General features: G+C 43.0%; 17 protein-coding genes, 2 tRNA genes and 1 pseudogene. 11 read left to right on the plus strand and 9 right to left on the minus strand.

The genetic code is table 11. The features are described from left to right. Positions 1-606: ABC transporter ATP-binding protein (locus tag VB714_RS22975; protein ID WP_416309768.1), on the minus strand; the 606-nt coding region annotated here is incomplete at its 3' end. Positions 607-765: 159 nt separating this feature from the next. Between VB714_RS22975 and VB714_RS22980 the strand changes: the two genes are divergently transcribed. Both VB714_RS22980 and VB714_RS22985 read left to right on the plus strand, forming a co-directional pair. Then, entirely contained in the window at positions 766-2,310 is a 1,545-nt protein-coding gene (locus VB714_RS22980; RefSeq protein ID WP_323227114.1) for a serine/threonine-protein kinase, read from the plus strand. A gap of 148 nt (positions 2,311-2,458) precedes the next feature. Then, complete coding sequence (locus VB714_RS22985) at positions 2,459-3,094, plus strand: peroxiredoxin (protein WP_323227117.1); 636 nt, start codon at positions 2,459-2,461, stop codon at positions 3,092-3,094. A 207-nt stretch (positions 3,095-3,301) separates the two neighbouring features. Here the strand turns inward: VB714_RS22985 and VB714_RS22990 are convergent. Continuing rightward, positions 3,302-3,373: transfer RNA gene (locus tag VB714_RS22990), tRNA-Gln, on the minus strand. A 257-nt stretch (positions 3,374-3,630) separates the two neighbouring features. On the opposite strand from VB714_RS22990, the gene VB714_RS22995 reads away from it, so the two are divergent. Then, entirely contained in the window at positions 3,631-4,884 is a 1,254-nt protein-coding gene (locus VB714_RS22995) for an S-layer homology domain-containing protein (protein ID WP_323227118.1), read from the plus strand. Between the two features lie 71 nt (positions 4,885-4,955). Here VB714_RS22995 and VB714_RS23000 read toward each other — a convergent pair whose 3' ends face one another. Then, complete coding sequence (locus VB714_RS23000) at positions 4,956-7,676, minus strand: adenylate/guanylate cyclase domain-containing protein (RefSeq protein ID WP_323227120.1); 2,721 nt, start codon at positions 7,674-7,676, stop codon at positions 4,956-4,958. Positions 7,677-7,771: 95 nt separating this feature from the next. Between VB714_RS23000 and VB714_RS23005 the strand changes: the two are divergent. Beyond that, a pseudogene (locus VB714_RS23005) lies at positions 7,772-8,050 on the plus strand (hypothetical protein); the annotation flags it as partial. A 31-nt stretch (positions 8,051-8,081) separates the two neighbouring features. On the opposite strand, the gene pruA reads toward VB714_RS23005, so the two are convergent. Then, positions 8,082-11,078 (minus strand): L-glutamate gamma-semialdehyde dehydrogenase, encoded by a 2,997-nt coding sequence (gene pruA / locus VB714_RS23010; RefSeq protein ID WP_323227122.1) that lies wholly within the window; start codon positions 11,076-11,078, stop codon positions 8,082-8,084. A gap of 402 nt (positions 11,079-11,480) precedes the next feature. On the opposite strand from pruA, the gene VB714_RS23015 reads away from it, so the two are divergent. The 3 genes from VB714_RS23015 (at position 11,481) to VB714_RS23025 (ending at position 14,261) form a co-directional block, all read left to right on the plus strand. Beyond that, positions 11,481-12,701 (plus strand): RNA-guided endonuclease TnpB family protein, encoded by a 1,221-nt coding sequence (locus VB714_RS23015; protein WP_323227124.1) that lies wholly within the window; start codon positions 11,481-11,483, stop codon positions 12,699-12,701. A gap of 181 nt (positions 12,702-12,882) precedes the next feature. Then, positions 12,883-13,449 (plus strand): glyoxalase-like domain protein, encoded by a 567-nt coding sequence (locus tag VB714_RS23020; protein ID WP_204105958.1) that lies wholly within the window; start codon positions 12,883-12,885, stop codon positions 13,447-13,449. 20 nt (positions 13,450-13,469) lie between these two features. Next, positions 13,470-14,261 carry a hypothetical protein gene (locus tag VB714_RS23025; protein WP_323227125.1) on the plus strand — a complete coding sequence of 264 codons (792 nt, stop codon included), beginning with the start codon at positions 13,470-13,472 and terminating at the stop codon, positions 14,259-14,261. Between the two features lie 461 nt (positions 14,262-14,722). On the opposite strand, the gene VB714_RS23030 is transcribed toward VB714_RS23025, so the two are convergent. Next, positions 14,723-15,337: a Uma2 family endonuclease gene (locus VB714_RS23030; protein WP_323227126.1), complete on the minus strand. Its 615-nt coding sequence runs from the start codon at positions 15,335-15,337 to the stop codon at positions 14,723-14,725. 226 nt (positions 15,338-15,563) lie between these two features. Further along, positions 15,564-17,984 (minus strand): TIGR03032 family protein, encoded by a 2,421-nt coding sequence (locus VB714_RS23035; RefSeq protein ID WP_323227129.1) that lies wholly within the window; start codon positions 17,982-17,984, stop codon positions 15,564-15,566. 66 nt (positions 17,985-18,050) lie between these two features. Here VB714_RS23035 and VB714_RS23040 point away from each other — a divergent pair, with 66 nt between their 5' ends. Next, positions 18,051-18,467 carry a hypothetical protein gene (locus VB714_RS23040; RefSeq protein ID WP_323227131.1) on the plus strand — a complete coding sequence of 139 codons (417 nt, stop codon included), beginning with the start codon at positions 18,051-18,053 and terminating at the stop codon, positions 18,465-18,467. 71 nt (positions 18,468-18,538) lie between these two features. Here VB714_RS23040 and VB714_RS23045 read toward each other — a convergent pair whose 3' ends face one another. Both VB714_RS23045 and VB714_RS23050 read right to left on the minus strand, forming a co-directional pair. Further along, complete coding sequence (locus VB714_RS23045; protein WP_323227132.1) at positions 18,539-19,603, minus strand: hypothetical protein; 1,065 nt, start codon at positions 19,601-19,603, stop codon at positions 18,539-18,541. Positions 19,604-19,631: 28 nt separating this feature from the next. After that, a complete protein-coding gene (locus VB714_RS23050) occupies positions 19,632-20,723 on the minus strand; it encodes a hypothetical protein (RefSeq protein WP_323227134.1) in 1,092 nt (363 codons plus the stop codon). A 153-nt stretch (positions 20,724-20,876) separates the two neighbouring features. Between VB714_RS23050 and VB714_RS23055 the strand changes: the two genes are divergently transcribed. The 3 genes from VB714_RS23055 (at position 20,877) to VB714_RS23065 (ending at position 23,647) form a co-directional block, all read left to right on the plus strand. Next, positions 20,877-21,365, plus strand: a complete 489-nt coding sequence (locus tag VB714_RS23055) for a hypothetical protein (RefSeq protein ID WP_323227135.1) — start codon at positions 20,877-20,879, stop codon at positions 21,363-21,365. Positions 21,366-21,469: 104 nt separating this feature from the next. After that, positions 21,470-21,760: a hypothetical protein gene (locus VB714_RS23060; protein WP_323227137.1), complete on the plus strand. Its 291-nt coding sequence runs from the start codon at positions 21,470-21,472 to the stop codon at positions 21,758-21,760. Beyond that, entirely contained in the window at positions 21,761-23,647 is a 1,887-nt protein-coding gene (locus VB714_RS23065) for a YfhO family protein (RefSeq protein WP_323227138.1), read from the plus strand. Positions 23,648-23,689: 42 nt separating this feature from the next. Here the strand turns inward: VB714_RS23065 and VB714_RS23070 are convergent. Next, positions 23,690-23,774, minus strand: a tRNA-Leu gene (locus VB714_RS23070). Positions 23,775-23,921 lie beyond the last annotated feature (147 nt).

Genomic DNA, 23,921 nt, shown 5'->3' on the forward strand with positions numbered 1-23,921 from the left:
TTTAGCAACTTCTGTTTCGTGAGTTACCATTACTACAGTCATTCCAGATTGATTGAGTTCGCCAAATAACTCTAAAATTTCGGTCGTTGTGCGAGAATCTAAGGCTCCGGTGGGTTCGTCTGCGAGTAAGATTGCCGGCTGATTGACAATGGCTCGGGCGATCGCGACTCGTTGCTGCTGTCCCCCAGAAAGTTGATTGGGTTTGTTTTGCAAGCGATCGGCTAAACCCACCCGCACAAGGGCTGCCTCGGCGCGATCGCGGCGTTCGGCACGGGATACCCCCGCATAAATCATAGGTAAAATTGTATTATCCAAAGCAGAAGACTGGGGTAATAAGTGAAATTGTTGAAAGACAAAACCAATCTTTTGATTGCGAATATCTGCGAGGCGATCGTCATGGAGAGAGGAAACATCCACGCGATCGAGCAAATAGCTACCTTGGGAAGGACTATCCAAACAGCCAATAATATTCATCAAGGTGGATTTTCCCGATCCCGACGGTCCCATGATGGAGCAGTATTCTCCCGTTTCTATGCTTAAATTTACCTTATCCAAGGCACGTACCTCAGTATTGCCACTGCCGTAAATCTTGGCAATATTTTCCATCTGAATGATTTGCAGTGCGGGATTTTGGGTTGCGATGGAAGTGCGATCGCGAAGAGAAGGAGGATGATTAAATTTAGATGTATTGACTGTCATAAAATTAAAGAAGTTAACATTAACTGTTTTAACAATTACTGATTACGGCTTACCCATTCACCCATTATGGCTTATTGTCTCAATCCGGAATGTACCCAACCGCAAAATACGAAAGAAGATCGATTATGCACAGCTTGCGGTTCTTCTCTTTTGCTGAAAGAGCGCTATCGTGCTTTAAGTGCATTAGGTCAAGGAGGATTTGGACGCACATTTTTGGGGATTGACGAGCATTTTCCCAAACATCCCACTTGTGTCATTAAACAATTGTACCTGCAACAAGCAACTCCGGAAGTTCATGCTAAAGCAATGGATTTATTTCAACAAGAAGCGGTACGGTTAAGCGAATTGGGGGATCATGCACAAATTCCTGCTCTTTATGCGTATTTTGAAGAACGAGGTTATTTATTTTTAGTGCAAGAATATATTGATGGTCATACTTTAACCGTTGAGTCGTTACAAAAGGTCAGTAATAAAGAGAAAAAAATCTGGCAACTCTTACGGGATTTATTACCCGTTTTAAAGTTTATCCACGATCGCCAAGTCATCCATCGAGATATTAAGCCAGAGAATATCATGGAACGGCGAGAGAATAGTCAAATCGTGTTAATTGATTTTGGTGTAGCGCGATTATTTACGGGGACAGCAATGATGGGCGGGGCGACGATTATTGGTACGCCGGGGTTTATGTCACCGGAACAAATGCGAGGTAAAGTTTTGCCTGCCAGTGACTTGTATAGTTTAGGGGCGACTTGTTTAAATTTACTGGTTGGCGCGCATCCTGACGATCTGTTTGATGTAATTGAAGAGCGTTGGAAATGGCGCGATCGCCTACCTGCGGGAATGCAAATTAGCGCCAAACTAACTAAAGTATTAAACCATTTAGTGGAACCTTCCCTACGCCAACGCGCCCAATCTGCGGAGGAAGTAATGCGAGAAATTGGTAAAATCCCCCTTCCGAATCAACCGATTTCCCCTTCTCCCACGACCCAAATTCGCCAGCGATCGACTCCTCAGCAGTTAATTACCAACCCCCAGCAGCGCACTCAAGCAATGTCCATGCCTCCCACCTCAAAACCTTCTAAAACACGAGGTTTAATGCCGCGACAGGCAAGTGTAGCATCGGAGATGGAATTAGATGATTTACGTTTAAAGTTATCGGGAGAAAAGGAAGAGTCTCAAGTGCGGATTGATTACACTCGCTTAAAAGAACTCCTTTCTCGCAAGCGATGGAAGGACGCGGATGAGGAGACAAGAGATATTTTATGTACGTTAGTAGGAAAAAGAGCGGGGACTTATTTGTTTAACAAAGATATTCAAAAATTACCCTGTAAAGATTTAAAAGCGATCGATTATTTATGGTTTAAATCGAGTCAAGGACACTTTGGTTTTCGGGTACAAAAACAAATTTATGAGGGAGTGGGGAAAGAATACGATCTATTTTGCCAGCAAGTGGGCTGGCCGGTACATGATGTGAAAAGCCATGCTTATTTACAGTTTAATTTGCGATCGCCTCTGGGACATTTGCCCTCTCGTGCTTGGGTGGGGGGTGTATCTTGGTGGAAACACGCGGGTATTTTGGCTGCACGTTTGCATCGGTGCGGCATTGATTGACCTCCTCTCCCAACAAGTCTTCGCTGAATTATCTCGAATTGTGAATGAAATCTTACGAAGGTCTAAAGGTGGTTTCAAAGCCTGGATTCTTGTGGCAAGATGGTACGTTGCAGATCGCGTTCCTAAAATTTGTAAAGGAGATTACAATATGACATTACAGCTAGGCGATACCGTTCCCAACTTTACCCAAGCAACAAACGAGGGCGAAATTACTTTTTACGATTGGGCTGGAGATAGTTGGGTGGTTCTTTTTTCCCATCCTGCCGACTATACCCCCGTTTGTACCACCGAACTCGGGGAAGTATCCAAACTCAAGCCAGAATTTGAGAAACGCAATGCTAAGGTTATTGCTTTAAGCGTTGATGGTGCAGAGTCCCATAAAGGCTGGATTGGAGACATCAACGAAACTCAAAATACTACAGTTAACTATCCCATCATTGCCGATGAAGATCAGAAGGTTTCCGACCTCTATGGCATGATTCACCCCAAGGCTAATGCTAAGTTAACGGTACGCACGGTATTTGTGATCGATCCGAGCAAAAAACTCCGCTTGACAATTACTTATCCCCCTAGCACCGGACGGAATTTTGCCGAAATTCTCCGTACCATTGATTCTCTCCAATTGACGGATAAATATTCCGTTGCGACTCCCGTAAACTGGCAAGATGGGGAAGATGTCGTGGTTTCACCCGCTATTCCTACCGAGGAAGCGAAAAAGAAATTCCCCAAAGGGGTTAACGAGATCAAGTCTTATTTGCGGATGACTCCCCAGCCGAATAAGTAGGCGATCGCTTCTCATACCCAATCCGCTTTGCCGAGTAGGGACGTTTTTCGATCCTCCTGTAGCGACGTTGCACGCAACGTCGCTACTTGTTTTCGGAGATATCTAATACAATTTTTCTCCACCCATAAATTTAAGAGTATACTTAAATTGTTGATTGGAATAACTCTAAAATAACTTTAAAATAACTCTAGAATAACTCTAGAATAACTGGGGTGCTAGGATTCGAACCTAGGAATGGCGAGACCAAAACCCGCTGCCTTACCGCTTGGCCACACCCCATTGGGATACTCAAACCATTGTAGCAGCTTTTTTGGAATTTGTGTCAATTTTTTGGGGGAAGATTGCAATTTTTTCCCTCAAGATCCAGAATTCCCAGAGTCTCTTGGAATTTCTGGGGTTTTGTGGTTCCCCTTTGATTTTGTGACAAACAGATAAGTGTCCTGCTTTCGGCAACCTTGCCATGTTCCCCTCGGTCTAAGAAAACAAATGCAGAGAAAAACTGCTCAACCTCAACTCTATTTAGGATACTGAAACAAATGCTAAATTTAAAACGCTTGAAAGCCACTGCTGCCTTAATGCTTGCCCTTGCTACCCCTCTAACGGGTGCGGCTTCTATTACTGCATCAATAATAGCAGCAGCCCCAGCTCAGGCTCAAGGCAGCCGTTTTGGAGATGTCCCCGACAGTCACTGGGCTGAAGATTTTATTACCGCTTTAGTCGATCGCGGGGTGATAGCCGGATTTCCTGATGGGTCTTTCAAGCCTGAAGCCCCCGTTACTCGCGCTCAATTCTCTTCTCTGTTAAAAGGAGCATTTAACAAAGGGAAAACCCGATCGGCAATTAATTTTGTGGATGTCGCCAGCAATCATTGGGCCATGTCCGCCATCGATAATGCTTACGAAACGGGCTTTTTATCGGGTTATCCTGGCAGTATCTTCCGTCCCGAACAAAATATTCCTCGGGAACAAGTGTTAGTTTCCCTCGCGAATGGACTGAATTACAGTGCGAATGCTCCGGTTAATGAAGTTCTCGGCTACTACAATGATGGTGGTAATATCTCCAATTTTGCCCGTTCTCCCATCGCCGCAGCAACGGAAGAAAAAATTGTGGTGAACTATCCCACTGTTACCAGTCTCAATCCCAATCGTAACGCCACTCGCGCTGAAGTTGCCGCTTTTCTCTATCAAGCCTTAGTTCGGGAAGGAAATGCCCCGGCGATCGCTTCGGGTTATATTGTTTCTCTAGATCCCGTCGCAACTCAGTTTAAAATCCCCGCCGGAACTTCTATTCCTGTCACCTATACCCGCGATAAAATCTTGCTGTTGCCAGATGAAACCTTACCCATAACTTTCGATCTGAAAACCAATATCACCACGCAGAATGGCAAAGTTCTCATTCCTGCTGATAGTAAGGTTAAAGGTCAATTAGTCCCCGCCGGATCGGGAACGAAATTTGTTGCAGAACAGTTGATTTATCCCGACGGAACAACTCAATCGGTCAATGCAGTTTCCCAAATCATTACGAAGACGGAAACTGTGAATAAAGGCAGCGATCTGACGCGAATTGTCAGGAATTCTGCGATTGGTACGGCGGCTGCTGCGGCAATTTCTGCGGTAACTGGCGATCGCGCGATCGCCACGGAAGAATTGCTCATTGGTGCCGGTGCCGGGGCGATCGCGGGTCTAATTCAAAACTTCCTGGGTCGCAATAGTGTCGATCTCATTGTTGTCGAACCGGAAACCGATTTAGATATTACTTTGGGTTCCGATCTTTTGGTTAGCACTCGCTAGGCGATCGGTCTTTAATAACTAAACTTTTTAGCCCTGCTCTTGTGAGTGGGGCATTTACTATTGTCTTGGCTTTATTTTTTGCCAATTAACCAATAGGTTATCATTTCTCCTTTCCCTTTGACGGCGATCGCGCCTCGTTTCTCAAATACAAATTGTTCTTTTAACTGTTCGTAAATCTGGGCTGTAACTTGAATCTTTCCTGGTTCTCCTGTTGATTCCATGCGGGAAGCGACATTAACAGTATCTCCCCAAAGATCGTAGATAAATTTCTTAATGCCGATAACCCCCGCAACTACAGCCCCCGTATGAATGCCAATCCGAATTTGACAGGGTTTTTCAGCATTGATTCTAAATTGAGCAATCGTCTTTAACATTTCTAACGCCATCGCTGCGATCGCTTCTGCGCGATCGTCCTCGGGTTCTTGCAACCCTCCCGCAACCATATACGCATCGCCAATTGTTTTGATTTTCTCAACATTATAGTCGTCCGCTAGGCGATCGAAAGCCGAAAAAATATCATTGAGCATATCGACTAAAGTAATGGGAGATAATTGAGCAGAAAAAGGCGTAAAACCAACAATATCTGCAAATAAAATTGTGGTTGTTTCATAATGTTCGGCAATTAAAGTCTTTACTCCAGGTTGAGGAATAGAATTATGTTGTTTTTTCAATTGTTCGACAATACGATGGGGTAGAATATTTAGTAACAAAGCCTCGGACTTTTCTCGTTCTTGTTTTAGAGCCTCCATTGCTTCTTTTTGAGGGGTAATATCATCAATTACGCCGATCAAACCGATAACATTCCCGTGAATATCGTGGAGGGGAACTTTACTAATATCCAGCCAAATGATTTTACCGTTTTCACCAGGGCGTTGTTTTTTAGCAATCTTATGGAGGACGGGTTCATCTGCTTCCATAATTTTTCGATCTTCTTGGCGAAATAGATCGGCAATTTCTCGGGGCAATCCCATGTCATAATCTGTCTTACCGATCGCCTCTTCAGGATGGTTTAAATGTGCTGCTTCTGCCCAATTTTGATTGCAACCGAGGAAAACTGAATCCGTGTCTTTCCAAAAGACTTGTTGAGGGATAGTATCGAGAATTAAGCGTAAAGATTGCTCTTTTTCTTGGAGTGACGCTTCCATTCGCTTGCGTTCGGTAATATCATTGGCCACCATTAAGAGACAATCTTCATTATCAATCTCGATTTTTTCCACAGAAAGACGAAGGATGCGAATATCACCCGAAGCAATACGAAAAGAAAATTCGCGATCGCGAATTCTGCCTTCATTGTCGAGCATTTTCATCATCTTGACGCGATCGCGCTGACTTCCCCAAAATCCCAACTCTACAGCAGTTTTACCAATAATTTCCCCCAGGGCATATCCCGAAATGTGCAGAAAAGTATCATTGACTTCCAGAATGCGGCCTTCTGCTAAATTCGTGATACCCACCAAATAAGGACTCGATCGAAAGGCTTTGGCAAATTTTTCCTCCGATCGCCGCAAAGCCTCCGTCCTTTCTCCGACTAAAATTTCTAAAGATTTATTCGTATCCTCCCAAGCACTAAAGGCTTCGTGTAACTGGATAGCCATCAGATTAAAGGCTCGGGCGAGGCTATCTAATTCCTCAATGCGATGAGGAGGAATGCGATATAATAAATCTCCTCGAGCGATATCGCAGGCAACTTTAGCGAATTTTAGAACCGGTTTAGCGATTAAACGTGAGGTAATGATGCCCAAGGCCGCGGCCAAAACTAAGGCGATCGCACAGATAACAATAGTAGCGCGGGTATTAGCCGCAATTTCGGCTTTAAAATCAGCCTCGGGAATGACCACCCCCAACAGCCAGTCAATGCCGCGATCGTTGCGAAATGCTTGCATTCTCACAAAATAACGATTGCCCTCCGCATCGGCGATCGTCGCAGAATCGTTTTCCAAGTTTGTCAAACCATCGGTACGCTTTTGCCAATGTTTGACGGCTGCTTGAATCATGGGAGTCCTACTGGCGATCGCCGGCAATCTTTCTTGACCTTCGGAGTTTAAAAAAGGATACTCTCGGCTTGAAGTGGCGACAATTTCCCCCGATCGCTCAATAATAAAGGATGCCCCCGATGTTCCAATCTCTAAGGCTTGTAAAAATTCCCCGATTTGGGACAGAGTGAGATCGATCGCCATTACTCCTTGTAATTCTCCCGTTGTCCTGTAAATGGGAATAGCAGAGGTAATGCCTAAAACAGAAGGTTGGGCAAAAACATAAATCGGCGACCAAATTAAGGTTTTTGAGGCTTTAGCAGCCCGATACCAAGGACGGATGCGGGGATCGTATTCTTTCTTTTGCAGCCATTCCTGACGCTCTCCTCGGTCATTGAGGCGATAAATGTTCCAAAAGGGAGCAGTATCTTGAGTACGAAGGGAAATTGTGGCAGGGTCTCCCTGTTCGATTTGCAAAAAATCCCCGGTTTCGCTACCGTAGTATAGGGTTGCCGACGCGTCGCTTAATTGTGTTTGCTGCCAAAAATAGCGTTGGAGTTCGCTAAAATCGTCAACATTTAACCGTCCTTGTCGTGCCGAAAGTTCATTGATTTTCAGAATCAATTCGGATGTTTCTAAATAATTGCGAATGTGAGTTTCAATGCGATCGCTTGTCTTTTGACTAAGTTGCGTAGCCAAGTCCGTAACGGCCTGCTGTCCGTTACGCCAAGACAAAAATCCTGTCAATCCTACGGCTGCAAAGATTTGCAGCAATGTGGGAATGACAATAACCAACCGCAAGGGAAACTTTCTTTGCACGGAGGGACGTTTGAAGTCGGGGAACTCCTAAAATTGTACACGAGAAAAGCAGGAGCCTAATGCCCTTAAGGACTGACTCATCGATCGCATTTGGGTTTTATCTCCAGTCGAATTCTCTGGCGATCGCGATTACAATGTTGGTTGGAGAGGTAGCGATCGCATTGCGTCAACCCAAAGAAAAAATCTCGGTGGAAATGGTTTTTCGTAGTTTGTATTATGTCGCTAAAGCTGCACTTCGGGGGGAAAACCCTGATGCTGTCTCCTATCTCGCTGAACGTGCTAAGTTGTTTGGTTTGATTAAAGCTGAGAGAAAACGACATCGAGAAAAGGATGCTCTCTCTCAGCAAATTTGGAACCCTGTTCCCTTAAGTTGACACCAATGGCAAGCATTGCGCCCCTACGGATTTATTCTGCCCCTTCAATAGGTGCAAAACCCTGACGTTGAATATTTTCTGTCACCGATCGCGGTTCCAAGAATTGCAATAAATAATCGGGTCCTCCGGCTTTTGACCCGACTCCAGATAACTTGAAACCCCCAAAAGGTTGACGGGCAACAATGGCTCCGGTAATGTTACGATTCACGTACAAATTGCCCACTTCAAATTCCTCGGATGCTTGTTTGATATGGGAAGGAGTACGAGAATATAATCCCCCAGTTAGGGCGTAATTGGTACCGTTGGCGATGTCTAATGCTTCGGCAAAATTCTTGGCTTTAATGACTGCAACCACAGGACCAAAAATTTCCTCCTGGGCAATGGTGGCATCCGGTGCAACATCGGTGAAAATGGTGGGAGGAATGAAATAACCTGTCTCCGGAATTGTCCCTTCAAATGCCAATTTTGCCTCCTGTTTGCCCTTCTCGATATATTCGCGAATGCGATCGCGGGCATTCTTATCCACTACAGGTCCCACGGTGGTACTGGGCAGATCCGCAGCCCCCACATTTAAGGATTTAGTCGCCTCTACTAAGCGACTCACAAAAGCATCATGTACGGGTTCGAGAACAACGACTCGCGAACAAGCAGAGCATTTTTGTCCGGTATAGCCAAAGGCAGAAGAAACTACCCCAGCGACAGCTTGATCTAAGTCTGCACTTTCATCAACAATAATGGCATTTTTGCCCCCCATCTCGGCAATGACTCGCTTGAGATGTTTCTGTCCTGGTTGCAATTTGGCCGCTTCTGCATAGATATAACAGCCGACTTCTTGGGAGCCTGTAAAAGCAATTAAGTGAACATCAGGATGAGTCACTAAATGATTACCCACGGTTGAACCCCGACCGGGAACATATTGGAACACACCTTTGGGAATACCTGCTTCTACTAGAATTTCAGCTATTTTAGCGGCAATGACGGAAGCAGGGGCGGCGGGTTTAAGTAAGGCACAATTGCCCGTTACTAAAGCAGCAACCGTCATGCCAAGGGCGATCGCGATCGGGAAATTCCAAGGAGAAATAATCACCGCAATACCTCGAGGTTGATAAAAATAGCGGTTGGTTTCTCCTGCTAAATCATAGCTTATTCCCCCATCTAATCGCTCTATTTCATCGGCATAATAGCGACAAAAATCGATCGCCTCGGATACTTCTCCATCTGCTTGCGGGAGAATTTTTCCCACTTCAAAACATAGCCAAGCGTTTAATTCATGACGGCGAGATTCCATGATTTCGGCAGCTTTTCGTAAGATTCCCGCCCGTTCTTCTGCTGAGGTTTTCTTCCAAGCAGGAAAGGCAGTTTTTGCCGCTTGTAATGCCTGTTCTGCTTGTTCGATGGAGATTTGCCCAATCTTGCCAACAACTTCGCTAGGATTGGCAGGATTGACGGAATCCAGTAACTCGGAAGTACGGGTATATTCGCCGTTAATTAAGGGTAAATAAGTTTTACCTAAACTATTGCGAACCTTGCTTAATTCTTGTTTCGCTTTTGCCCGTAAATCTTCGTTAGCATAGTCAGTATTAGACGCATTTGGCCAAGCAGATTTAGCAATTAAAGGACGTTCTGATTCTATTTTCGGAGGAGAAATTAATTCTTCAATGGGACGTTCTTCCATATTTTGCCGCAGGAAGGAACTATTGGCTGTATTTTCCAACAAACGACGGATCAAATAGGACATTCCTGGTAATAAGTCCCCATAAGGTGCATAAACTCGCACTCGATGTCCGCGTTTAACTAATGCCTTGGCAAGTTGGTCGCCCATTCCATACAAAACTTGCATTTCAAAGCAACGAGAAGGAATATTTAAAGTTTCCGCGATCGCCATTGCCCGTGCTTGAGTGCGGACATTATGAGAACCGATCGCCGCATATAAATACTCGTAATTTTCCAGCAATAGCTGCATTAAATTTTCGTAATTGCGATCGGTTTCCGCTTTCTGATTAAAGACAGGTTGCGGCCAGCTTTCTTGGATGGCGATAATGGTTTCTTGATCCCAATATGCCCCTTTCACTAAACGAATGGTAATCGGTTTTCCGCGTTGTTTTGCCCAGTCGATTATTCCTTTTAAATCTGTTTCCGAATCTTGCAAATAACCTTGAATGGTCATGCCGATATCTGTGCGATCGCGGAATTCTGCTTCCATTAATAATTCTTTCAAAATGGCAAGGGTGACATCTTTATAACGATATTGTTCCATATCGAAATGAATCGCCGCACCTACTTCTTTAGCGCGACGCAAGAGAGTGCGAATGCGATCGCAAACTTTGGCTTTACTGCCTTCGGGATCGAGGGGATCAAATTGGGAATAAAATGCAGTTAATTTGACGGAAACTTGCACCTTCGCTAAAGGTTCGCCATCTGCTGCATCAATTTGGGGAATAGAAGACCATTTTTTTGCTGCTTCTCCTAACTCTTGAATCAGATCGAGATAGCTTTGCAAATATTGTTGTGCTTCAGACTCGGTTATCACCGCTTCTCCGAGGAGATCGAGGGTAAATGCCATTTTATCCTTCCGCAGGCGATCGATGGTCTTCAAGACTTTAGGAACCGTCTCTCCGGCAATATATTTATATGCGAGGGTTTTCACCGCTTGTTCTACCGTCGTCGCTGCAATTTGTGCGGGAGGAGAACTCGCATCGGCGAAATTCATCATTTTTTTGAGCATTTCCGGCAATTCTACGGATTCAACGCTCATATACTCCTGAAAATGACGGGCAATCTCGCTTTTACTCCGTAATGCTGGCAAACAGTCGATAAAACTAAAGAGTTGATAGCGCAATCCCGGATTTGCCATTGCCCAGTCTAGGAGCTTATCATCGAGACGCATCTGGTCTTGCATCCTGGCGAAAAAGGAACGTTTTTCGCGGGTTGCAGCGATGAGTTCTCGGGCAATTTCTTGGGTTTTGCTTTCGTACTTCGTTTGGGGAATTTCGATGACCACGGCTTGTTTAACTCCTGAATCTTGCATGGTAGAATGCAAAAACTGCATATTAAGATAGGGAATTCTCTTTCTCAATATTGGGAGAACATTCTACACAAACTTTTTAGTGTATCTTCTATTGTCGTCTCTGAGAAGAAGAATGAGCAGAATCAATTAAAGAATGTTACGAAATTGAAATTTTGTTAACAAAATTTAGAGATAATTGATCGCAGATTTTTCCTCAGCTTGAATTAACCACAGACGCGATTTTTCAGTCTGCTGGACTACAAAATTAAGCGATCGCCTTCCCAATTCTCAATTACCCATTGTTCATTCTTTAACAATGGGAGCGGGAAATCCCCGATTCTACCGAAGGTGAATCGTGGGATGAAAGCGACCCCAAACTCAAAAAATCATTTATAATCTTATCAATAACCTATCTAGAGGATAATGTTCAAAGGGTACAAATACCGCATTTATCCAACCAACGAGCAGCAAACCACTTTAGCCAAGAGTTTTGGCTGCTGTCGTTGGTATTGGAATTATGGGTTAAATTTGTGCCAAGAAACTTATCAAGCAACAGGAAAAGGATTATCAAGAGGTTATATTCAGGGATTATTACCCAACCTAAAAAAGGAATATCTTTGGCTCAAAGAAGATGTCTACTCCCAATGCTTGCAAGTGGTGGCATTGAACTTATCGACAGCGTATCGAAATTTCTTCGAGAAACGAGCAAAGTTACCCCGATTCAAATCCAAGCATGGCCGACAATCCATCAGTTATCCTCAAAATGTGAAATTTGAGGGAGATTGCATCAAACTGCCCAAAATAGGGTTAGTCAATTGTCGTCAGCATCGGAGTTTTGAGGGAAAGATAAAAACCGTAACCGTCTCTAAAAATCCAGATGGGAAATACTACGCTTCGGTTTTAGTTGAAGAGGAAAAAGAATTACAACCTCAATCAACGGAAGGAAAAGCCATTGGAATTGATTTAGGATTAACGGATTTTGCCATTACCAGTGAGGGGTCAAAATACAACAATCCCAAGCATTTCAATAAACACGCCCAAAACCTAAAAAGGAAACAACAAAAACACGTTCGTAAGAACAAAGACAGTAATAACCGCAAGAAATCGCGGGTAAAGATTGCCAAAGTTCACTCAAAAATAAGTCGCTGTCGTGAAGATTTTCTCCACAAACTATCCCGTAAGATAGTCAACGAAAACCAAGTGATTGTGGTAGAAAATCTCAATGTCAAAGGCATGGTTCGCAATCACAAACTCGCTAAAGCGATTAGTGATGTGGGTTGGGGAATGTTTTGTACAATGTTAAAATACAAGGCTGAATCAGAAGGAAAAGTTTATCTAGAAGTGGATAGATTTTTTCCTTCTTCAAAAACCTGTAATGTCTGTCTCAATCAAGTAGGAAGTTTACCTCTTGAGATTAGAAATTGGATTTGCGAACATTGTCAAACCCATCACGACAGAGATATTAACGCAGCAATTAACATTAAAAATGAAGGCTTACGGATACTGCGACTGCGCTCAGTACAAGTATTAGAGTTAGGAACTAGCTCTACTGCCCTTGGAGGGGATATAAGACGAGGTGGTAGAACTTCGGTTCTATCTAGCGCGATCCCTTGTGAAGAGGGAAGCCGCTATTGTAATCTTTGATTCAATAGCGGTAGTTCACGACTGGTTATTGTCCTTGAGTGCTTTGCGAGGAATCGATCGCCTCTCCTTTTCATCTTTCATCATTCATCATTCATCATTCCCTTTCCTTCCAAAATTGCGTAGAATTAGGAGGTAAAAAAATAGCTAAGATTAAGAAAAGCGATCGCCGTTGATAACAACTATGGTTTTACAGTTCCCCGTATTAGGCGCATTTTTTCTAGGATTGGACAGTTTGTTCTCCACCCAGGGCATTATGGTTATGCTGTTGGTGGGGTATGCAGGGGCAATGTGGATGTTTCTCACCAGCGCCCCTAAAGTTTATACCGTCATGGTTTCGGATTTACGAGTTGCGAAAGAATTTTATGAAGGATTGCTGGCTTTATCCGTCGCGGATGTTCCCCTACATTACTACTATAACTACGAGCAAACAATGGGAGCAGCAAGTATTGACCCACTTTATATGTCGGCGACTCCGACAGCAATGGGAACCGCGACGGGATCCGCAGGAAGTGAGGGATTATGGTATCAATTAAAGAAAAATACACAGTTGCACGTCATTTCTGGAGCAAGTTTCGGCGATAAAAATCGTCAGCGTCACGTTTGTTTCGATCGCGAATGTTTGGATGCGATTCTTTTACGCATTCAATCTCGTCGTTTGCGGTTTAAAATTCGCAGTAAAAAGCCATTGAATTTTTTGGTGAAAGATATTGAAAATCGCACGATTGAAATGGCGGAAGTCTCGAATTAAAATAAAATAAAATTTACATTTTGATTCATTCCTCTTCTCCCAAAGCCATTCTACAAGAAAATCTCAAGGAGTTGATTTTGTTAGACGAGTTAAAAACTCAATATTCTGACAAAAGTGCCAGTCAAATCCCTCTTTATCGGGTTAAATCTCCTTATCCTCTTGTTTATCGCTGTCCGATCGCCTTACAATTTCCTGATAATGCTGTGGAATTTGCTCACAAAATTGTAGAGCAATTTGTAGAGAAGTTTGGCGATCGCCACAGGTTTTCCGTTGAGATTGTGCGATCGCCTTGGATTGATTTTCGGTTATGCGATCGCGCTTTAGCAGATTGGTTGCAGGAACTTCTCAGAAAACCTCTTTCTCTTCCTCAGAATAATAATCCTTCTCAAATCGATCTTTGTCAATATGTTCACGCTCGTTGTCTATCTTTGTTGTACTCCGCAGCAAGAGATCAATTAATCACTTTACATCCTCTACAAAAATGTTTAAATTGGCAATGGCAAGAACCTCAATCGATCCCTTGGTTGGACTGTTACTGTTCTCAATTGCGCTTACAGCATCCCACAGAAAGCGCACTGATTGCAGAATTGGTTGATATTGGCGATCGCGCTATTGGAAAAAAAGCAGAAAATTGGCACAAACTAGCATTACAACTGGGCGATCGATTTTTAGCCTGCGATCGCGCTTGTCGGATTTGGGGGCAACCTGTAGAATTAGCTAGAGCAAGGTTAGCATTAGTCGCCGTTGTACAACGGGTTTTAAGTTGGATATTACAAGAAAAATTAATGGTCATTCCTTGGTTGGAATGCTAGAAACCAATCAAATTAGTAGCCGATTGCTCTCAACAAGTACATGGAATATACTCCAGGGATAGCCCAAGAAAATGCGTTCTTTTCGATCTGGAACTGATTCCCATAAACGATCGCACTTTTTACTGGTTGAAATGGTTTAAAAGTTGCCAACACCGCAAAAATAATAAAATAAAATAAATCACACTCAAATAACAAAGACTCCTTAAGGAGTCTTCGCCAAAATATTTATTTTGGTATTCAGAACGTCTTTACCGGATTTCCTCGACCCTTTCAGGTAACGGGATGTCATACGCGAAGTATGTCTGCTGCATCCATATCTATAGTAACTCATAAGTTTTTAGGAGTCAAGTGGTGTTAGAGCGATCGCATTCTTGCTGTTGTCCTTATAAGACTGATAACACCTAACCAACTCAATGTACCAGAAAAAGTTGCGAGATCGCCAGCCATACCCAATTTCTATTTCAACCCCACACCCGACGCATATTCAACACAAAACCCGGTAAGACTTCCTCACCCGATAACTCAGTTGGATTTGATAATACCTCCACTTGCGACCCTAACCGATAAACCTCCACTTTGCGATTTTGCGGATCGATTAACCAACCTAAAACCGCCCCATTCTCTATATACTCCTGCATTTTTTCTCGTAAAGATTTCAAAGTATCCGAATTTGAACGCAATTCCACCACAAAATCGGGACAAATATTCGCAAACGTTCTCTTTTGTTCCGGGGTTAGCGCATCCCAACGTTCTTGACTCACCCAAGACGCATCAGGAGAACGATTTGCACCATTCGATAAAGTAAATCCAGTCGATGATTCAAAAGTTTTGCCGGGTTCGCCTGCATTCCGCCACCAAACATATAACTCTCCGGAAATCTTGCTGTTTCGTTCTCCCGTTTCCCAGCCCGTCGGTGGATTCACGATTAACTCTCCTTCTGCGGTTCTTTCCAGTCGCAACTCTCGATTGCTGGCGGCTAAGACAGCAAATTGCTCTTGAGTCACATAGAGTTTAAGGGTTTTGGGGAACTCTACTAATAGAGTTTCTGTTTCTGGCTGAGTCGGCGCTTGTACCATCTTGACCTCTGCGATCGTCGAGATTGGCTAGGGTAAACCCTAACTATCCTAACTATTCTACATTCATTAATTGTTATTTCGAGTTGACATTTGCAAAAATCGTAGGTATTCTGGAGCGGTGTGGGGAGCGAACCAGTTAAGAGAACCGAGACGAAACATGGCAAGTCATCGGTTCTCTTTCTGATCCTATCTCTATCCCATTTCTAGAATTCTGGCTCTAGAATTATTAAGAATTTTTAATTTCTGTTACCAACTGGGACAGCGATCGCCCTAGGTTTTTAAAAACTTGCGTCCAATTTTGGGGTTGGGTTTGACGGAATAAACGCATGGTTGGGTACCAAGGACTATCAGCGCGATCGAGCATCCAACGCCAATCGGGAGCATAACATAAAACTGCCCAGATCGGCTTTCCTAAAGCACCTGTCAAATGAGCAACAGAAGTATCAATACTAATGACTAAATCCAATTGTAAAATTAGTTTTGCCGTTGCTTCATAATCCGTTAATTGAGGACTGAGATCGAGGACAGTAATTTCTGGAGGAAGTTTTGCTAAATCTGGCGATCGCGTTCCTTTTTGCAGACTATAAAAAGCGACACCTTCAGTTTGCAAAACTGGCAGAAAATCTTCTAACTGACAGGATCGATTGCGATCGTTTTTATGAGTGGGACTTCCCGACCAAACTATGCCGACTTTTAACGGAAGGGACGTTTCATTCATTTTCCCCTGTAGGGACGTTTCAGGCAATATTCCTACAGGATGGGATAATAGTTTTCCTTCATTTTCCCATTCTTTTTGTCCTAAATAGGGAACGCGATCGGGAATATTTTTTAAACTTGTTCCTAATAAATGAGGAAGACTCATCAAGGGTGCATAAACTTGAAACTCCAAGAGAGGAATATCACCAGGAGGTAAAATTTTACTAATACCTTCGACGGTTTCAAATAAAGGAATCAGATCGGGAATACAAACTAAAATAATCCCTCGACAACGTTGTGCCAAAAAAGGAATATAACGGATAAATTGAATTGCATCTCCCGATCCTTGTTCAGTATGAATGAGAATTGTTTTATTGCTGATATCGCTACCATCCCATCGAGGATGCGGACAAGCAAAAGGCGTAAATTCATCGGTTTGCCAGCGCCATTCGCACTCTTTCCAGCCTCGAGAAAATTGCCCAGCTTGCAGTAAAGTCATGCCTAAATTAAAATGAGCAGTTGCAAAATTTGGCTTTAATTGAATTGCCTTTTCATAGTTAAAAATAGCGCGATCGAGTTGTTTTTGATTGTGAGCAATAATCCCTAAATTATTATAGGCTTCTGCATTATTCGGTTGTGCTTCAATAACGCGATTCAAGTAAAATTCTGCCTGTTGCCATTTCTCTTGTTCTCGATAAATCACCCCCAAATTATATCGCGCGGCTACATAATCGGGCTTTAATTCTAAACATTGTTGAAAATAAGTAATCGCTTCTTCTAATTTACCTCGATTGTAGCGATCGCAGCCCAATTGAAAATACTCCTCGGGTTTATTATCTGGGCGATCGCTCTTTCCATTCATTGCTGGAGAAGGTTTTATTTTAGAAATAGTTAGCGCAGGATGAACAACTTCTTGTAATGCCTCATCGGGTAAAATATAAGAGGAAGCCAGTAATTTTTCATCCCAATCCACGATATCTGGAAAAAGAATTCCAGGTAATATTTGCACGGCAAAAATCTCTTGTACCGCATCTTCAAAGCGCAGGAAAGCCACAATTTCCCCAGTATCGATATTCACCATCCAAACCCCGCAAATGCGCTCTTTTAGGCTTTCTGTAATGGGAATGCCGCTAAATACTGCTGTTTCTCTCACTTGAGATAGTCCGATAAATGCCCAGCGCCCGATAAAATCAATCCCTCGCGTAAACCCTGGCAGGGTGGCGATCGCCGTTACTTTCCCCGTCGTCGGATCGACAGTTGAAAGATTGCCTTTCCCCGACTCCAACACCCAGAGGCGATTATCGTACCAACGGGGAGAATGGGGCATCGATAAGCCCCGACAGATGATCTCATTGCTTTCCACATCCATGAGAATGCCCCCCGATGCCTTGTTTTGCCGCCATCCTTCCAAGGTGTCGGTTTCTCCCAAAGCCGTTACATATTTAGCGCGATCGCCAACAACTGCCAAACCATTCAAATGACAGCGATCTTCAAGGGCATAAGCACTCACAAAAGGCGGTCGCCAACGCGGGACAAAACTACTGATCTTATCCAAAGTACACAAACAAGAGAAACGAGTATTAATAAACCAAAGTTCGTTTTTAATGTACGCCATCTCGTGAATATCGATATCTCCTGTAATGTGAGTGCGGCGAGGGAGATAGCAAGCATCATGTTTGCCAGGAGGATCGAGCTTTTGGGCGACAGCAGGGGCGTTGCGGAGTTCCCAAATTTGCACCTCACTGCCGATCGCCAACTTTTCGCGATCGCCTGCCAACCCCATCGGCTTTTTAAAGATACGAAAGTGAGTATTGAGGGTATTTCCATCCGCCCGAACCAGAATTAACTTTCCCGCTTGATAAGTAGAAATCGCTAAAGAAATGCCCAATTGTTTGAGGATATCGGGAAAATTGGTCGTGTGGACGCTACGAAGGGGTTCTGCTGGGTTCATAGATTAGAGGCGATCGCGTTCTATTAATGCTGTAAAATAACACAAAATCATTCTCAAATTCAAACGATGAACAATGCGATCGCGGCAGAAGAGTTAAAAGAATATTTGTTTACAAAAATAATTCCCTTCCTCTGTTTAGTTCCTTCCGAAAGTAAACTGCGCCAAATTCTCGATTTAGCCTTATCCGTTGAAGTTGACCAATTTCCTCAAGATCTAGCAGGCAACGATTTTGACTTAAAAGCATTATTGCGCTGCATTTTTGCCGATCGCAAGGTGAGTATCAGAGAATTAAATTCCATTGCAGAATTGTTTGGCTTGCGAGAAGAAGAACAGCGATACGTCAAAGATGTATTAACAAAAGAATTTAAACAGGGAGAGGGGGAACTCTTAAAAACTCTTGATAATTTATTATCCGTGGTGGATGAAGAAATTACCCAAGACTTAGAAATTATTGCAGGAAAATCAAAGAAAGATTTGAGTTAATAATACGGAAAATCTCCCTCCAAAGCCCGAGGATGGAGGGAGATAAAAAGCAAATGCTTTGCTTTATTTTTCTATTGACAAACGATCGCGAACTTCAAAGGCATTTGCCCAGGATCGTTCAATCGCACCTCAAGTAAATATTGCTGTCCTGCTTGCCAGTCCGACAATTCAACGGTCAAATACCCTGCATAAGTTCGTTGTGCCGTAATCGATTCGCGATCGGCTTGTAAGGTTAAACTGCCCCCTTTGGGTAACTGCACCCTGACGCGCAGGGGGGTAAAACTGAATAAATCTTCGCGATCGCGAGATTCTGGATCGTAATCCACCAAAAATCTGACCGTCCCCCCCGTGGTTTCCCAAAGTCTTTCGATGCGAGGTTGGCTAGGAGAAAGGGTAATGGACAAAGTGGCTAAAATTTCCTTCGCCACTAATAGCGAAATCGCCACCTGTTGTACCAAACTCGCCTCTTCATAAGCTCCAGGCAAAACTGCCGCTAATCTTTGCCGTTGCTCTGGGTCAGACAAGCGACTGGGGGTCAAACTAGGAGAGAGGAGAAGGTTTCCCAGCATATTATCGAGTTTGCGGGCATATTCAGGAAACAAAGCCTTGACCGCTTTGACCATTTTTGCATTCTGGGGGCGAATTAACCCCATGGCCTCGGTACAAGTATCGAGAAGGATCGAGAGGACGCGATCGGGTAAGGGAACAGGGATCAGCCCAGCAACTTGAGGAAGCCACAACTGACGCGAAGGCAACATTATCGCCGTCGTTTCGTCCACATACTCAGAATCGTATTCTGTCAGTTCCGTTTCCCAGGGGAATAGAGGGGGGTTGCGCTCGATTTTCTCCTGTAATTTGCGCTGCAACAGCGCTTGAAATCGTTTCTGCACGATGGATTTTCCCATAGTGAAAGATTGAGAGGTTTCTGTAGGTTCATCAAAAGCGGAAGATGCTAAATTTATTTCTTCTTCCTCCCAGTCCAAGGGATCTAGCATTTCAAGCTCCAATTCCCCCATTGAGTTTTCACTCTGGGAAAATTGGAATTCCTCCCTTGTCTCCGAGGAGGAGAGATATTCAGATTCTGGTTTGAGCCAACTGAGAAATTGACTGTATAAAGAATCCCAGTTTTGATTCATTTCATTATTCATCGACCGATGCCCCCGATCAGGATAGAGAATGATTACGAATTTCCCAAGCAAGTTTGAGTACTTTATACCACTGCTTTTGGGTTTGTTTTGGCGTTAAAGAAACTTCGATGGCGATCGCCGAAATCGCCATCTCTTCACGCTGGAGTTGCAGGATTTGATTTTGCTGGGGAGTCAATTGATTTTGCAAGGATTGCCATTCTTGAGGGGTCAAGCCCAAATTGCGATCTAAATCAGCTTCTAGCCACTGATGGACGAGTTTCCAGCGATCGAGGAAGGTAAATCGAATTAGGTGATATTTAAAACGCTGTTGCAGATAGTCCCGTTTTTGAGAGTTGATTTCTAAAAGATGTTCAATTTCACCGGCTGTCAGGTCTTCCAAACGGAGAATAAAATAATCGGCACAATCTTGTTGCTTGCGGCTTTCGAGATAGTTAATGACTTCTTCAACAATGGTATCGTACAGGTTGGTATCGGGCAGGTTATTGGCTGTACTGACGAGGAGAGAGCGAAGTTGCTGCATGATGGGATCTCGGCGATCTCCCGCTTCAAAAGAGTTCCCTTCGGCAACACTATCTATATCAACGAAGATTTCAGGAGGGTTGTCTTGGGCAAAAGTCCACGCTCGCAGTATTATCAATTGTTGGGAACGATGACTGGGTAAAGGAATGCGCCGTCTGGCATAGCGCTGGCAAAAGGCCAAGTATTCTGACAATTCCAGGAGCGATCGCGGAGAATAAGTTAGAGAAAGTTTCGCCTCTTTACGAAAGTTATTCAGTGCTTCAACGTAAAATCCTTGCAGAAAGTCGTCAACCCGATCGAGACGAGCTTGACGGGTATTTGAACCATAGGATGAGAAAATATGGTTATAGACAATTCTAGTGAGGAGGGTGTGCAGTTTTACTTTTCCTTGATGGGAGCCGAGTTTAAAATAGTAGAGACATTGTTGCAGGCGTTTATTGGCCAACTCTTTGGCCTCATTTTCAATTTCTGCCGAGGCTTGAATGCGCTGGCTGCGATCGCAAATGCGCTGAACTTCATCGGTGATGCGCGTGGCAACATTTCGGCATTGACTTTCAGATGCCCTCGTGTGTTGCTGGAGTTGAGTCAATAGATGCTGAAAAACTATCCCCACGTTCCTAGTAGAGTCCCTTACCCAATTGTGAGTTCTCTAGAGAATATTGTCAAGGTTAGCACGGACGCAATCAAAAGCTAAACTCGAGATAAGCTGGAATTTCTGACCTTATTGCCTAATTGTAGAAAAATGGATATTGAAGGACAATTACAAATCTTAATCGAGCGATCGCCGGATGATGGGATGACGGTACAGATTATTGAAAATGCGGTGGTCCCCACTTTAAGGGCGTTTTCCGAGCAGTTAAAGCAGTTGGAATATTATGTTATACAAACATTAGAGCAGGGTTGGGTGTTGACCACTTTGAGCAATCGCGCTCGTGCGGGGGTGGAAAAGAAGGTAATTTATGGGTTTGTTTCTCTCAAAGATGCGTCCAATTTTCAAGATACTTCCGATCCCAATTTGGTCGCGATCGCCCTTCCTGTCACTCATATTTTATTTCAATTATTCGCCCTCAAGGAGGTTGATAGTATTGTTTTTATGGAAACTCCTGGGAATTTATCAGCAGGAAAGGAGGTGCGGCGATCGGATTTACAGAAGTTAGTGGAAGTACAATGGCAAGATTGGCAGAAGTCTTCTCAACCTAAATCTCGCCCTATTCCACCGGATTTAGCGTAGTTAATAGTTGATAGTTGATAATTGATAGTTGATAGCGCATATTGCCTGCTTCGAGGGTTTCTCAAGGTTAGGTTTGTTGTCGTGTTGAGGGTTTTATGGAGGGTATGAAAACGAAACTTTTTTTAGGATTTTTGGCGTTTGTGGCTGTTTGGGTTTCATCGGCGATCGCGTTGGCGATCGCTCATACTGATATTGGTGTCTCTCTGTACGCAAATTCGGAAATGTCTTTATTTTTAGGAGGGATTATTTATTTGCTTGTTTTTGAAGTATTAATCTGGGGCATCCAAAAGACAATCCCAGGAGAGAATCGATTTTTACAGTGGTTTTGGTTAATTCCTATTCTGCTTTGGAGTCCTATTCATTTATGGTTACTGCTTCTTTTTTCTTCTTATTAAATGATTAATCATCTTTTCTTTAAAAAAACTTGGTTTCGGCATTTAGTATTGATTAGCGCGATCGCGCTCCTTTTCACACTTCCTTCTCTATTTTATGGTGTTTTTGATGCTCACGATGTTAAAGTGCATCTCCTGTGGTCAAATAGTTTTGCGGAACAGTTTTGGCAGGGAGACTTGTATCCCCGTTGGTTATTTAATGCTAATTTTGGTTTAGGAAGTCCGAGTTTTTTCTTTTATCCACCTTTTCCCTACTATATTTCTAGTTTATTCCATCCTGTATTTTTTAGCGACTCTTCTGGCTGGATGGCTTTGGCTGCTTCCTGTTGTTTAGCACTAATACTATCGGGAACTACTGCTTATTTTTGGCTCAGAGAAATTGCCAAAGAATATGCTGCTTTAATGGGGGCGATCGCCTACATGATTTTGCCCTATCATCTCACTATAAATTTATATCTCCGTTTTGCTTATGCAGAATATTGGGCGTTTGTTTGGCTACCTGCAATCTTATATTTCACAGTTCGCTTTATTAAGGGATCGAAGTTAAGTTTAATTGGCATAATTTTGAGCTATTTTCTGTTATCTATAACACATTTATTAACCTTTATTATTTTTGCTTTTGTTCCTGTTCTTTATGCAATTTTTTCAGCGAAAGAAAGAATAAAAATGGCGTTATTGGTATTTTTATCACTCATTGTGGGATTGGGTTTATCGGCATTTTACTGGGTTTCAGCAATAACCATGCAAGAGAATATTTCTACACATTTTCTCTGGAAAGAAGAGGGATTTCTCTATCAGAATAACTTTTTGTTCCTGCTTGAACAATTCCCAGATCGCGCTCATTTTTGGAATTATTTAGAATTACTGACTTTATTTATAGGGGCGATCGCCATTATTTCTTGCTTATCGATCCAATATCAAAATAGTAGCAAAAACAAACAAGAAATTATTTATTGGATTTCTATTTCTTTCGCTTCAATCTTGATGATGACACCCTTCAGTCAATTCATTTGGGAGAAAGTGACAACTTTACAAAAAATCCAGTTTCCTTGGCGGTTTCATTCTTTATTAACTTTAAGTATTTCTGCGGCGATCGCCTTGGTTTTCTCTTCCTTAGAATTAGACTCATTAAGAAATATTAGGAAAGCCGCGATCGCGTTAATTTTATTCTCGATTAGTATGTCATCATGGATATCTTATTTAATGTACCCGACGCGAGATTCGGCTTTTTTGATGGCACGAGTTTTTCTCTTTTTTTCCTTGGCATTATTGCCCATATTTGCTTCACTATCAATCGTAAAATCTCAATTAGAAAATCAGCAAACTTTGTTGGCGATCGCCCTCTCCATGATGGCGATCGCGATCTGTTTAAATGGGGGATGGGCAATACAAAATAAATTTGCTTTAGGATTAGTTTTTAACGACAATATTCACAAACCCAGTCGCGTATCAGAAGTCTTAAAATTAAAGCGAGAACCTCCCGAATATCGCCCAAAATGGTTTGCCGAGGAGATATGGTGGTCGGACAAAGAAATGCAAAAATTAAGTGCAAGTATTGATGGTGCCGATATTGTTTCTGGCCAAGGAAAAATTTCCGTCAAACAATGGAAACCCAGAAATATTATCCTAGAAACGAATGCAACGACCAAGGTATTTGTAACAGTCCGACAATTCTACTATCCAACATGGAATGCAGAAATTATGGGAACTCATCAATCCCTTTTTGTCTATCCCGATCGCGGACTTTTAGGAATTTTAATCCCCGAAGGCAAGCATCGCATATCTGTTAAACTCATAGTCGGTCTGGAGGAACGCTTAGGACAAATCATGAGTATCGTTAGTATTGTTGCCATAATTCTCGTAGGGGTTTGGTCTCCAAACCCCTATTGACTTATTATCAAACCCCTATTGACTTGTTATTGTTTTAAGATATGCGGAACGCGAGACTTGAACTCGCACAGGATTATCTCCCACTAGAACCTGAATCTAGCGCGTCTACCAATTCCGCCAGTTCCGCAGGTTATATGCAACTAAGTATTATGCCACAAATATTACGATTTTTCAAGATTACCCCGATCGCCCGTAATAATTGGGAAAAAGAATAAACAAGGAAAGAATTTTTTAGACGATCGCAGAAAAATAAGATCGAACATACCATTTTTGT

It is taken from the genome of Spirulina sp. 06S082 (genome assembly GCF_034932145.1).
In the GTDB taxonomy this organism is placed as follows: Bacteria; Cyanobacteriota; Cyanobacteriia; order Cyanobacteriales; family Spirulinaceae; genus CCY15215.